Raw genomic sequence first — 12,856 nt, forward strand, 5'->3', positions numbered from 1 at the left:
CGGGTGACGACGAATGAGGGTTGATCGAAGCCCTGCCCTCCCTCCTTTGCCGTTGCCGGGCCCGACCCGGCAATCCATGCGGTCCTGCCGCGATTTCACACGGTCCAAAGGTATCGGCGGCCTCTCATCATGGACCCGCGGGTCGAGCCGGCGGGTGACGACGCCGTAAGAGGGACCGCCCCGGCCGTCGCTTGTCCGGGATGACGGATTAGGGGGAAAGCCTAGATCCACCAGTCCACCCTCCCCGTCAGCCGGAAGGAATATGGCGCCACGGCAACGGCGATATGTCGCGGCCATCGGCTTCGGCTGGGATTTCTTCCGCTTTGTCGGGAACCACCGCGCGGCTGCGGGAAAAAACCGTTGCCCGTTGCCGTTCCCGACGGCTAAAATGCCGGTGAATGAATGCTCATTCAACGACACTCCGGAGTGAGAGGGGGTTGAATGAAGCCGGAGTTCGGGTGTCAATGGCAAAACGCGGGCGGCACGTGCCGGCGGCGGGCAAATTGAAGGGCGCAGGGACCGGCGGCGCGCATTTTGGAGATGCATGGGCCGGCCGGTCGGGCCCGCCGTGCGCAGACTGTTAGGCGCTGGAGCCGGCGGGGCGTATGCCGAGGAGGCCGGCGAGGAAGCTCGTTGGGTCGCACCGCCAGGACCCATGCCGGCGGCACCCGCATGAGGAGCAAGGGAGGCAAGGAAGTGATTTCTCTGGAGACCCGCGACGGTTACGCCGTCGCCACCCTGTCGCGGCCGCCGGTCAATGCCATCAACGAGGAGTGGCTCGACCGGCTCTCCGAGATCGTGGACGAGGTCGACGCCGACGCGAAGGTGCATGTGCTGGTGATACGCTCCGACCAGGCGAGCTTCTGCGGCGGCGCCGACCTCAAGCTGATGCGCGAGCGTTTCGCCACCGAAGAGGGCCGCGCCGACATGATCGCCTTCGTGCGCCGCATCCAGGAGGTCTATCGGCGGCTCGAGGCGATGCCGGCGGTCTCGATCGCCGAGGTCTGCGGCCCGGCGCTGGGGGGCGGCCTGGAGCTCGCGCTTTCCTGCGATTTCCGCATTATCGCCGATGAGGCCAAGGTCGGCCTGCCCGAGGTCCGGCTCGGCCTTCTGCCCGGCGCCGGCGGGACCCAGCGCCTGACCCGCGTCTGCGGCGTCGCCACGGCCAAGCGGCTGATTCTCGGCGGCGAAATCGTCGACGGCAAGGAGGCCGAACGCATCGGGCTTGCCCATTGGGCGGTGCCGGCGGCGGAAATCGCCGCCTTCACCGACAAACAGGCAAGATCCCTGGCTGGACTGTCGGGGCCGGCGCTCGGCTACTGCAAGCACTGTATCGAGGCTGCGGTCCATATGTCGCCGGACGGGTTCGAGCGCGAACTGACCGGAACAAACGCGCTGTTCGCCGACCCGGAAACGCAAAAGCGCGTGCGCGCGTTTCTGGAAGGCAAGAGCGGGCGGCGCGCATCGGCGTAAGACGCGCGAGGGGGTCGATGGAGGGGACGTTTCTCGACGGCCGGCGGTGCGAGCTGGAAGAGCGGCGCGGCATTTGGCCCGACCGCGTCATCACCGATTATTTCGACCGCTGGGTCGCCGAACGGTCCGATGCCGTCGCGGTGATTGCTTACCGCTCGCAGGACGGCGCCCCCACCACCCTGACCTTTGCCGAACTCGACGAGAAGGTTTCAAGGATTGTCGCCGGGTTGAAGGCGCTCGGCGTAAAAAAGGGCGACGTCGTCGCCTATCAGCTTCCCAATTGGTGGCAGTTCCCGGCGCTCATCCTCGCCTGCACGCGATTGGGCGCGGTCAACAACCCGCTGATGCCGATCTTCCGCCGCCGCGAGCTTGCCTTCATGCTGGCCCACTCCGAGGCCAAGGTGCTGATCGCGCCTACGCGCTTCAGGAGCTTCGACCACGCGGCGCTCGCCCGCGAGCTGCAGCGGGAGGTCGGGACGCTCAAGCATGTGCTGCTCATCGGCGGTAAGGGCGAACATTCCTTCGAGGCGCGATGCCTGGCCGCGCCCGCGCCCGGCAAGATTCGCGGCGCCGAGACCGAGCCGAACGACCCCACCCAATTGCTGTTCACCTCCGGCACCACCGGCGAGCCGAAGGGCGTCGTGCATACCTCCAACACGCTGATCGGCACCACCCTCACATTCATCGAGCGGATGCGGCTCGGCGATCGGGACGTGGTGTTCATGCCCTCGCCGCTCGCCCATCAGGCGGGCTACGAATATGGCGGCCTGGTGGCGCTCATCATCGGCGTGCCGATGGTGCTGCAGGATGTCTGGAACTCCGAGACCGCGCGTGACTTGATCACGACCCACGGCGTTACCTACACCTTCGCGGCCACCCCGTTCCTCGCCGACCTGGCGCACCTTCCCGGCATCGAGGAAGCCAGCCTCGACGCCTTCCGCCTGTTCGTCACCTCGGGCGCGCCGATCCCACCGCCGGTCGTCGCCGCCGCCCAGGAGAAACTGAAGGTCACCGTCGTCAGCGGCTGGGGCATGACCGAATGCGGCATCCTGACCTGCACCGAGCTTTCCGGCTACAAGGTCTTGGAAAGCGACGGCCATGCGCTGCCCGGCGAGGAGGTGCGCATCGTCGATCGGAACCGGAAGGAGGTGGCGCGCGGCGTCGAGGGCACCTTCGAGTTTCGCGGGCCGGCCCTGTTCATCGGCTATCTGAAGCGACCCGACCTCTACGATGTCGACAAGGACGGCTGGTTCGACACCGGCGACCTGGCGCGCATGGACGAGGAAGGCTATGTCCGCATCACCGGCCGCAAGAAGGACATCATCATCCGCGGCGGCGAGAACATCCCCGTCGTCGAGGTCGAGAACGCCGTCTACCGGCTCAAGGATGTGCTCGACGCGGCGGTGGTCGCCATGCCCGATCCGCGGCTCGGCGAGCGGGCCTGCTGTTTCGTGCATCTGGTCGACGGCGCGAGCCTCGATCTGGAAGGGCTGAAACGGCATCTTGCAAGCGAGGGGGTTGCCAAGAATTATTGGCCGGAGCGGCTCGAGATCATCGACGAGATGCCGCGCACGGTGACCGGAAAGATCCAGAAATTCCTGCTGCGCGAGCGCGCCAAGGCGTTCGGCGGCGCACGATAATGGGAGGCCGTCTTGCTTGAAGGATGCGTGCCCTGGCCGGAGGAGCTGGCCGCGAGCTACCGGCAAAAAGGCTATTGGGAAGACATCACGCTCGGGCAGATGCTGGATGCGCGGATCGCCGAGACGCCCGACGCCGAGGTGCTGGTCTCGGGCGATGAGCGCCTGACCTACGCGGGGCTCGGCCGGCGCATCGACCGCCTCGCCTATCGGTTGCACGAGGCCGGGCTGAAGCCCCTCGACCGCGTCGTCCTGCAGCTTGGAAACGGCATCGACTTCGTCCTCGCCTTCTTTGCGCTGGTGCGCATCGGCGTCATCCCGGTGATGGCGCTGCCGCCGCACCGGCGCACCGAGATCCGCCATTTCGTCGCCCGCTCCGGCGCCGTCGGCTATGTCGTCCCCGACCGCGTCAAGGATTTCGACTATCGCGACATGGCCGACGAGGTGCGCAAGGAGTATCCGCGTCTCGGCCATGTCTTCGTGTCGGGCGAGGCGGGCCCCGGCCAGACGTCTCTGGCCGACCTGCTGGCGGCGCCGGCCGACGCGGAGGCGGTCCGCACCACCCTTGCGCGGCTCAGCCCGGACCCCGCCGAGGTGGCGCTGATGCTGCTGTCGGGCGGCACCACGGCGCTGCCCAAGCTGATCCCGCGCACCCACAACGACTATGTCTGCAACTGCAAGCTGAGCGGCCGGCTCGCCGGCTTCTCGCCCAAGACCGTGTTCCTCGCCGTGCTGCCCATGGGGCACAATTTCACCCTCGCCTCGCCGGGCATCCTCGCCATCTTCGCCTATGGCGGCAAGGTGGTGGTGGCGCCGGGGCCGCGGGCGGCCGACGTCTTTCCCGTCATCGAGCGCGAGCGCGTCACCGCGACGGCGACCGCCGTGCCGCTGGTCGCAACCTGGCTCGAGGCGCCCGAGCGCGGGCAATACGACCTTTCCTCGCTCCGCCTGATCCAGAGCGGCGGCGCCCGCCTGCCGCCGGAATTGCGCCGGCGGGTGCGCGCCCGCTTCGGCTGCGTCTATCAGGAGGTCTACGGCACCGCCGAGGGGCTGTTGAACATGACCCGGCTTAACGATCCCGACGAGATCATCGAGCAGAGCTCCGGCGCGCCGGTGTGCGAGGACGACGAGATCAAGGTCGTCGACGATGCGGGCAACGAAGTGCCGGACGGCACGCCGGGCGAGCTCGTCACCCGCGGCCCCTACACGATCCGCGGCTATTACGACAACCCGGAGGCCAACGACAAGGGCTTCACCGATGACGGCTTCTACCGCATGGGCGACGTGGTGCGGAAGATCGGCCGCTATGTCTATACCGAGGGGCGCAAGAAGGACCTGGTCAATCGCGGCGGCGAGAAGATCAGCTGCGACGAGGTCGAGGACCATATCCTTGCCCACCCCAAGGTGCGCAATGTCTGCGTCGTCGCCATGCCCGACGAGATTTTCGGCGAGAAGGCCTGCGCCTACGCGATTCTCGCCGAGGGCGAGACGCTGAGCTTGAAGGAGCTTTGCGACTTTCTTCTCAAGCGCGAGATCGCCAAGTTCAAGCTGCCGGAGCGGCTCGAGATCGTCGACGCATTCCCCATCAGTCCGGCGGGGAAAATCCTGCGGCGGGATTTGCGCGAGCGCATCGAGGCCAAAATCGCCGAGGAACGGGGCGCTGCGAGCGCCGCAAGGAGCTAGAAGGAGAGGCGCATGGGCCTGTTGGACGGGAAGGTCGCATTGGTCACCGGCGGCGGCCGTAGCATCGGAAAGGCCTTTTCGACCGCGCTGGCGCGTGAGGGCGCGGCCGTCGTCATCGCCGACATCGCCGAGGAGGCACCGGCAACCGCAAGAACGCTGGCCGCCGAATACGGCGTCGAGACGATGAGCAAATTGACCGACGTGACCCGCGAATCCGACGTCAAGGCGCTGGTCGAAGCGGTCATCGCGCGGTTCAAGCGCATCGACATTCTGGTCAACAATGCCGCCCTGTTCGCCGACATGCCGAAACAGCCCTATGACGAGATTTCGGTGGACCTGTGGGACCAGGTGATGGCGGTCAATGTCCGCGGGGTGTTCTTGATGTGCAAGCATGTGGCCCCGCACATGGTGCGGGCGAAATCGGGCAAGATCATCAATATCGGCTCCGGCACCGCGCACAAGGGCGTGCCCAACATGCTGGCCTATGTCTCGTCGAAGGGGGCGATCCTCGGCCTCACCCGTTCGCTCGCCCGCGAGGTCGGGCCGCACGGGGTCAACGTCAACACGCTGTCGCCCGGGCTGACCGAAAGCGAGAGCGTGCTCAAGAACCCGCATCATCTCAGCACCGCCGAGCGCACCATCGCCACCCGGGCCATGCCGCGCGCGGAAACGCCGGCCGACCTCGTCGGCGCGCTGATCTTCCTTGCCTCCTCGCAGAGCGACTTCGTCACCGCCCAGACCATCGCCGTGGACGGCGGCGCGATCGTCACCTGAGGCGGCATTCTGCAATCATAACGTGTACCCGTTTGCGGCTGGCCGCCGCGCCGTTTCCGTTTGACCCGGGCAATGGTTACACGTTATACGAGCATATTCCGATTATGTTGGACGCGGCGGGCCGTAGCCGATCGCCGGCTGGCGGGGGGCAAGAGCGGTTCCGGGTCTAGAGCGGTTCATGGCGGGTGCGCTCAGAAGGGCGATCTTTCTCGACCGCGACGGGGTGTTGAACCGGGCCGTGGTGCGCGGCGGGCGCCCCTACGCGCCGACATGCCTGGAGGAATTCGAGATCCTGGTCGAGGCGCCGGCGGCGGTGCGGCGGCTCAGCGAAGCAGGCTATCTCACCATCGTCGTCACCAACCAGAAGGATGTCGGCCGCGGCATCGTTTCCGAGGCGCTGATGAACCGGATGCACGAACTGCTGCTGGCGGCGATGCCGCTTGACGACATCATCGTCTGCACCTCGGTCAATGGCGGCTGGCGGTACAAGCCCGGCCCCGGCATGCTGATCGAGGCGGCGGCGCGCTGGGGCATCGATCTTCGCGCAAGCGTCATGATCGGCGACCGCTGGCGCGACGTCGGCGCCGGGCGCCGGGCCGGCTGCCGGACGGTGTTCATCGACCGCGGCTATGCCGAGACGCCGGCGCTGGACCCCGACGAGGTCGCCCGCGATCTTGCCGAGGCGGCCGATATCGTGCTTTCCGGCAAACCCGCATTTGCGGCCTGACGCGACGATGAAACGGTGCAGGTCCTGCGGCGGCAACGAGCTGGTGGACGTTCTCGATCTCGGCTGCCAACCGCTCGCCAACGAGCTTCCGTTGGACCCCAACGCCGCCCAGGAGCGGTTCCGCCTCAACCTCGTCTTCTGCCCCGCCTGCGCACTCATGCAGATCGACGAGACGGTGCCGCCGGAGCGGCTGTTCAGCGACTATGTCTACCGCTCCTCTTTCGCCGATTCGATGCTCGCCCATGTGCGCCTTCTGGTCGAGCGGCTGATCGCCGAACGCCGGCTAAACCGCGACAGCCTGGTCGTCGAGGCGGCCAGCAATGACGGCTATCTGCTGCAATATTACCGTGAGCGCGGCATTCCCGTTCTCGGCATAGAGCCGGCGGCGAACATCGCCGAGATCGCGTTGCGCGAGCGCGGGATTCCCACCGACATCGCCTTTTTCGACGACGGGTATGCGGCAGGGCTTGCCCGACGGGGCGTTCGCTGCGACGTCTTCCATGCCCACAACGTCATCGCCCACGTGCCCGACCCCAACCCGTTTCTGCGTGGCGTGGCGCGGGTGCTGAAGCCCGATGGGATCGCCGTCATCGAGGCGCCCTATGTCCGCGACCTCGTCGACGGGCTTCAGTTCGACACCGTGTATCACGAGCATTTCAGCTATTTCGGGGCGACCTCCTTCGCGGCGCTCGCGGCACGCAACGGGCTTAAGCTGATCGACGTCGAGCATGTTCCGATCCATGGCGGATCGCTGCGCTATGTGCTCGGCCTTGAGGGGAGCCGGGCGAAGCCGGCGGTGCGCAAGATCCTCGACGAAGAGCGGCGCAGCGGCCTTGCCTCGCCCGCCTATTACCAATCCTTCGCCCGCCGGGTCGGGCGTCTCAGCGCGCGGCTTAAGAGCGAGCTCGACGCGTTGAAGGCCGCGGGCGCCACCCTTGCCGCCTATGGCGCCTCGGCCAAGGGCAGCACCCTTGTCAACACGCTCAAGCTCGGGCCGGAGACCATCGCCTTTGCCGTCGACCGCAATCCCCTGAAGCAGGGCCGCCATATGCCAGGACAGCACATCCCGATCCTTGCGCCGTCGGCCCTGCGTGAGCGAAGGCCCGACTGCGTTCTGCTTTTGACCTGGAATTTCGCCGACGAGATCATCGCCCAGCAGCGCGACTATCTCGAGGCCGGCGGCCGGTTCCTCATTCCCCTGCCCGAGCCGCGCTTCATCGACCGCGCGTCACTTTAGAGCGGTTCATGGTTATAGGGGATCAATTTGATGGGCCAAATCGGTTCATCCGGGCAGGCGCGGCCGGCGGGTGCTGGTGACCGGCCATACCGGCTTCAAGGGCGCCTGGCTCATGCTGCTCCTGGAGCGTTTCGACGCTGAGGCCGTGGGTTATGCGCTGCCGCCCGACACCGATCCGAGCCTCTATGCGCTCTGCGCCCCGTGGCGCGGCCATGAGAGCATCCTTGCCGATATCCGCGACCTTGACCGCCTCGGCGCCGCGATGGCCGCGTTCGATCCCGAGATCGTCCTTCACATGGCCGCCCAGTCGCTGGTCCGCCGCGCCTATGCCGATCCGGTGACGACGTTTCAGACCAATGTGATGGGCGCCGTCAATTTCCTCCAGGCCCTCAGGCGCGCGCCGTCCTGCCGGGCGGCGCTCATCGTCACCAGCGACAAGGTCTACGACAATCAGGACGACGGCCGCCCGTTCGCCGAACAGGACCGGCTCGGCGGCCGCGATCCCTATAGCGCGTCGAAAGCCTGCGCGGAGTTCGCCGCGGCCAGCTTTGCGGCCAGCTTTCCCGGCGGGCCGGCCATCGCCACGGCGCGGGCCGGCAACGTCGTCGGCGGCGGCGACTGGGCTGCGGACAGGCTCATCCCCGACTGCGTGCGGGCGATGCAGGCGGGCAAGCCGGTGATGCTTCGCTATCCCGAGGCCACCCGCCCCTGGCAGAACGTTCTCGACGTGCTGCGCGGCTATCTCATCTACGCGCAAAGGCTCCACGACGATCCCGGCCATGTGCCAAGGGCGCTCAATTTCGGGCCGCGGGACGCAGCCCCGATGCGCGTGCGCGAGGTCGCCGAGCAACTCTCCGCGGGCTTCGGCCTGTGCGCGGAGCCCTGGCTGCCGGCGATGCAGGATAAGAGGTTCGAGGCCCCCGCCCTTGAGCTCGACGCGTCGCTGGCGGAAACGGCGCTCGGCTGGCGGCCCCTGCATTCGGGAAAGAGCGCCATCGCCGCGACCGCCGCCTGGTACCGGGCCTGGCGCGAGGGGGTCCCGGCGCGCGCGGCGTGCGAGGCCGAGATCGCGCGTTTCCCCGCTTTCGCCGTGGAGGCGGCGGCGGTGTGACCGTGCAGGGGTCCAGGCAGACACTGCTCGTCACCGGGGCGAGCGGCTTTATCGGCCGCCATGTCGTGGCGGCGCTCGCCGCGCGCGGGCACAAGGTGATCGCGCTTTGCCGGCACGCGAAGTCGGCGGGACGCGCGGTGGCGGACGCGCGCATCGACTGGCGCTCCTGCGACCTGTTGCGGCCGGATGATGTGGAGCGCGTCGTCAAGGAGACGGAGGCGCGGACGCTCATCCATTTGGCCTGGGACGTCAAGCCGGGCTATTGGCATTCCGACGCCAACCTTGAGTGGCTCGAAGCCTCGCTGCGGCTGGTCCGCGCGTTTCGCGCCGCAGGCGGCAGGCGCGTCGTGTCGGCGGGCACCTGCGCCGAATATGACTGGACCGATCCGGACATCGTTCTGAAGCCGATCGCCGAACGCCGCGCCCGCTTCGCGCCGCTGACGCTTTATGCCGCCTCAAAGCGCGCCTTCCACATGGCACTCGAGCGCTACGCGCCCATTGCCGGCCTGTCGGCCGCCTGGGGGCTCGTCTTCTTTCCCTATGGCGAGGCCGAACGGCCCGAGCGGCTGGTCCCTCAGGTAACCCGCGCGCTCCTCGCCGGCCGGCGCCCCGAGACCACCGAAGGGCGCCAGATCCGCGATTTCCTCGACGTGCGGGACGCAGGCGCCGCCTTCGCCGCGCTTGCGACAAGCGATGTCGAGGGGCCGGTCAATATCGCCAGCGGCGAGGGCGTTGCCGTGCGCCGCGTCATCGAGCTCATCCGCGCCGCCGCGCCCTCGGCGGAGATCGCTTTCGGCGCCTTGCCGGCCCGGCCGCACGATCCGCATCGGCTCGTCGCCGACGTGCGCCGCCTCACCGAGGAGGTCGGCTTTAGGTCTCGGATTCCGCTTGAGGGCGGGATACGCGACGCCGTCGCCTGGTGGCGCGCGCACGGTTGAGCGCGGCTCTACCGCCCGCGCAGCGCCATGACGATCGGCCGGACCTTGCGCCGCAGCCGCCACGGCATGAGCGGCATGAGGCGCTGCCAGGCATGGCGGATAAGGATGCGGGCGATGAGGCGCGGGCTCAGAATCTTCGACCGCGCCGGGTGGGTCATGAGAAGCGGGATGAGCCGCACATTATATTCCGGGATCACGCCGGCCCGCTTCAGCCGTTCCCCGACATCGGCAAAGTCGCAGGCGATGAGATCCAGGAAACGGCCAATCACCTCCGTATGCCCCTCCCAGCTCGCGAAGGCGCGTGACGAATAGGAACTGGCGCTGACCTGAAAGAAGGCGAGATTTTCCGGGATGTAGCAGGCACCAAAGCGCAGCGCCAAGGCGTGGGCCGCGAACCAGTCGGCATGCCACTCGAGCGCGGGAATGAAGCCGCCGATGCCGGCCAGCGCTTCGCGCCGGAAGAACAGCGAATTGGTCGGAAAGGTGAAGGCCGCCTTGCGCAACAGGGCTTCGATGTCGTCCGGGCCGAAATATTTGGGCGCCTCGGAAATGAAGAAGGAATGGTGGCGCATCCTGCCGCTTTCGGCCGAAAAGCTGCTTGGATCGGAAAAGCAGAAGCCCGCCGCCGGGTGCGCGCCCATGAGGCCGGAACATTTTTCCAGGAACGCCGGGTCGGTCAGATCGTCGCTCGCCGCCGCGACCACGAATCCGCCGCCCGCCATCTTGAGCCCTTGGTTGATGGTCCTGTTGACGCCCTTGTGCTCGGCCGATCGCAGCGGCCGGATGAAGTGGTGCCGCTCGGCCAGCGCCTCGATCCGCCGCCAGCTGTCGTCCTCCGAGGCATCGTCGATGACGATGACCTCGTCGGGCAGGCGCGTCTGCGCTGCATAGGCCTCGATGGCCCGGGCAACATAGTGGGCGTGGTTGCGGTTCGGGATCACCACCGAAATGCTGCCGGGGCCGCCCGCGCCCCTCTCCGCCGCTGAAGTATTATTCGCCACGAAATAAACCCACGATGCCTCGCACCAGCCGCGTATTACTCTCGCAATACAGGCGCGAAAAGTCAAAACGATCGTGGTTTTTGAAATAGCTGGCGCACCCGAGAGGATTCGAACCTCTGACCTCTGCCTTCGGAGGGCAATCATAGCGCATTGATGCGCAAAGATTTTTATTATTTTTCAGTGACTTGAGTTCTCTATAGCTCTCTGGAGATCGCTGGAATCGGCTCCCCACTGTCCCAAAATTGTCCCATCGGGACGAAAATCACCAAGAAGCCGGTACCACTCTCCGGCTCGCGAGTCAGCGCGGTTTGGCCGGCCGCGTAAAGGTGCGGCCCCGTGCCGATTGACCTATAGTGGCCGCATCAGCGGAGAAGCGACCACCAATGGAAGTACGCGAAGAACGATCTGATGCCGTCGCTCTGGATGGGGAATGGGCGGCCATCCGCCGAACGCTCAACGACTATATGGAGCGGCACGGCATCGGTGTCGCGGCGCTGAGACAGCAGATCGCGGCAGGGACAGACCGGTCGCCGGACGATCTGACCGACCAGGCGCTGCTGCGCTTTCTCGCCGGCAGGGAGCGCGCCGGGAATGACATCGTCGCGCTCTGCACCGCATTCGCCGAACAGACCGGCCAGCGCGATCCGGTGATCGCGCTCGGCGACGCGCTCGCCGGATTCCAGCAGTGCGATCCCGATGACGACCGGCGCGCCGCCATCTGCGGCGCTTACGAGGTCACGGCGCACCTGGCCCCGATCGAGGGTCTCCCGGTCAAAGACCCGGCCGTGCGTTACGGCGCGATCTCATTCGAGGCGATTGCCGGCCGTCCTTATTTGCGGGCGGTGGAAACGACCCCCGATCGCAGCGCCAGCAAGCTGCGGGAAGAGGCCGGGCAGGACCATGTGTTCGAAGGCGTCGCGCTCGTGCAGGCGCACGGGGTGACGGCTTACCTGCGGGACATGCTGACCCGCCGCCCGAAAAGCTACGTGCTGGATCGGCAGGCGGCGGCGCGGCCGGGCAAGTTTTCCGGCATCGTCACATCGCCGGCCTATGACGGCCGCACCGGCGCGGGCGGCGTGGTACTCGACGTGACCTTGGCCGAGATCAAACAGGAGTGAAGGCGTGGACAACGCGGACGCGAATTCAAGCCTGCTCTACGGCGCCTATATCGGCAGCCTGAAGATTGTCAGGGAGGCTCTGGAGCAAGGCGCCGATATCGAGTGCGCGGAGGCCGGCACCGTCCTGACCGCGCTTCACCTTGCGGTCGGGCGCAGCTTTGTCGATGTCGCCAAATACCTGATCGAAGAGGCCGGGGCCACGATCAAGCCGGACGGCCATGGCCGCTGGCCGACCGTAATCGCCGCGCAGTGCTGCGCCACCGAAGAGATGTGCGACTTCATCGCCGCGCGCGAGGCGGCATCCGCTAGCGGCGCGTCCGGCGGCACAGAAGGGCGCTGACGCGCCCGCAAGATTTGCGGCGACAAATACCGCCCTGCGATGATTTGATGCGCATGAGCGGCTGTTTATGGGCAAGACAGGAAAATCAGGGCGGCCTCGCGTCAATCATCGGCGTCCCCGCCGGGAACAAGCGGCTGCGCGCGCCCCATCCACGGCTCGGGCCGGATTGCCTTCACCCAGTCCGCGAAAGAGGGAATGCGCCCCAAATCTTCGCGCACATGCTGCTCGCCGATCCAGCGGACGGGAACGACGCGGCCGTCGGCATTGGTGATCGTCGTCCCGAAGATCGTCTCGGCCATGAAGATGCCTTCGGCGTGATGGCGGAGCGCCCGGTGCCGGAAATCGGCAACGATCATTTTCGAGGCGTCGAACCAGTCATGGATCGGCTGGTAGTCGGCGGGGACGCCGCCCCATTTACGGACGCTGGACAGAGCGTGGTGATAGGGATGCGCCATCTTACGCCTCCCCGAAATCGTGCAGGGAGGTTTCAATGGCGGAGTAGCGCACATGGCATTCGAGGCTGACCAGGCGCTTTTCCACATCGAGGTCGAACGTGCCATAGGCGCCGTCATTGTCCTGCCAGCCGCCATGTTCCTGCTCAAGCAGGCCGTAGCAGAGGTCTTCGACCGCCTCGGCGAGCGGGCACGTGTGTTGCTCGCCCGCGCCGTTCCACGGCACGCGCGTGACGGTCACGTCGCCCGAGAGGGATTCGCTGCCGCCGGTGACGGCGACATTGTCAATCTGGCCGGAATCCCCGTAGCCGTCGAAGGTGATCTCGATCCGCTCAATGCCTAGCCCTGTGAGCGCGTCAAAGACC

13 protein-coding genes are annotated in these 12,856 nt (G+C 66.9%); 10 read left to right on the forward strand and 3 right to left on the reverse strand.

Annotated features, from left to right (window positions below):
• Positions 1-633 precede the first annotated feature (633 nt).
• The 8 genes from Q8P46_05630 (at position 634) to Q8P46_05665 (ending at position 9,580) form a co-directional block, all read left to right on the forward strand.
• Positions 634-1,473, forward strand: coding sequence for an enoyl-CoA hydratase/isomerase family protein (locus Q8P46_05630; GenBank protein ID MDP2619642.1), 840 nt, complete (start codon positions 634-636; stop codon positions 1,471-1,473).
• Positions 1,474-1,490: 17 nt separating this feature from the next.
• Positions 1,491-3,113: an AMP-binding protein gene (locus Q8P46_05635; GenBank protein ID MDP2619643.1), complete on the forward strand. Its 1,623-nt coding sequence runs from the start codon at positions 1,491-1,493 to the stop codon at positions 3,111-3,113.
• 12 nt (positions 3,114-3,125) lie between these two features.
• On the forward strand, positions 3,126-4,793 hold the full coding sequence (locus Q8P46_05640) for an AMP-binding protein (GenBank protein MDP2619644.1): 1,668 nt from the start codon (positions 3,126-3,128) through the stop codon (positions 4,791-4,793).
• A 12-nt stretch (positions 4,794-4,805) separates the two neighbouring features.
• Positions 4,806-5,567, forward strand: a complete 762-nt coding sequence (locus Q8P46_05645) for an SDR family oxidoreductase (GenBank protein ID MDP2619645.1) — start codon at positions 4,806-4,808, stop codon at positions 5,565-5,567.
• A gap of 178 nt (positions 5,568-5,745) precedes the next feature.
• Positions 5,746-6,294: an HAD-IIIA family hydrolase gene (locus Q8P46_05650; GenBank protein MDP2619646.1), complete on the forward strand. Its 549-nt coding sequence runs from the start codon at positions 5,746-5,748 to the stop codon at positions 6,292-6,294.
• A gap of 7 nt (positions 6,295-6,301) precedes the next feature.
• Positions 6,302-7,531 (forward strand): class I SAM-dependent methyltransferase, encoded by a 1,230-nt coding sequence (locus Q8P46_05655; GenBank protein MDP2619647.1) that lies wholly within the window; start codon positions 6,302-6,304, stop codon positions 7,529-7,531.
• 70 nt (positions 7,532-7,601) lie between these two features.
• Positions 7,602-8,642, forward strand: coding sequence for a CDP-glucose 4,6-dehydratase (rfbG, locus tag Q8P46_05660; GenBank protein ID MDP2619648.1), 1,041 nt, complete (start codon positions 7,602-7,604; stop codon positions 8,640-8,642).
• Positions 8,639-9,580, forward strand: a complete 942-nt coding sequence (locus tag Q8P46_05665; GenBank protein MDP2619649.1) for an NAD(P)-dependent oxidoreductase — start codon at positions 8,639-8,641, stop codon at positions 9,578-9,580. Before rfbG ends, Q8P46_05665 begins: the two co-directional genes overlap by 4 nt.
• Before the next feature lie 8 nt (positions 9,581-9,588).
• Here Q8P46_05665 and Q8P46_05670 read toward each other — a convergent pair whose 3' ends face one another.
• The gene (locus Q8P46_05670) at positions 9,589-10,581 is read right to left on the reverse strand and encodes a glycosyltransferase family A protein (protein MDP2619650.1); all 993 of its coding nucleotides are present in this window, start codon (positions 10,579-10,581) and stop codon (positions 9,589-9,591) included.
• 383 nt (positions 10,582-10,964) lie between these two features.
• On the opposite strand from Q8P46_05670, the gene Q8P46_05675 reads away from it, so the two are divergent.
• On the forward strand, positions 10,965-11,699 hold the full coding sequence (locus Q8P46_05675) for a hypothetical protein (GenBank protein ID MDP2619651.1): 735 nt from the start codon (positions 10,965-10,967) through the stop codon (positions 11,697-11,699).
• Between the two features lie 4 nt (positions 11,700-11,703).
• Positions 11,704-12,039, forward strand: a complete 336-nt coding sequence (locus Q8P46_05680; GenBank protein MDP2619652.1) for an ankyrin repeat domain-containing protein — start codon at positions 11,704-11,706, stop codon at positions 12,037-12,039.
• A 101-nt stretch (positions 12,040-12,140) separates the two neighbouring features.
• Here the strand turns inward: Q8P46_05680 and Q8P46_05685 are convergent, their stop codons facing one another.
• Positions 12,141-12,494 carry a hypothetical protein gene (locus Q8P46_05685; protein MDP2619653.1) on the reverse strand — a complete coding sequence of 118 codons (354 nt, stop codon included), beginning with the start codon at positions 12,492-12,494 and terminating at the stop codon, positions 12,141-12,143.
• A 1-nt stretch (position 12,495) separates the two neighbouring features.
• Positions 12,496-12,856: hypothetical protein (locus tag Q8P46_05690; protein MDP2619654.1), on the reverse strand; the 361-nt coding region annotated here is incomplete at its 5' end.

It is taken from the genome of Hyphomicrobiales bacterium (genome assembly GCA_030688605.1).
GTDB lineage: Bacteria > Pseudomonadota > Alphaproteobacteria > Rhizobiales > NORP267 > JAUYJB01.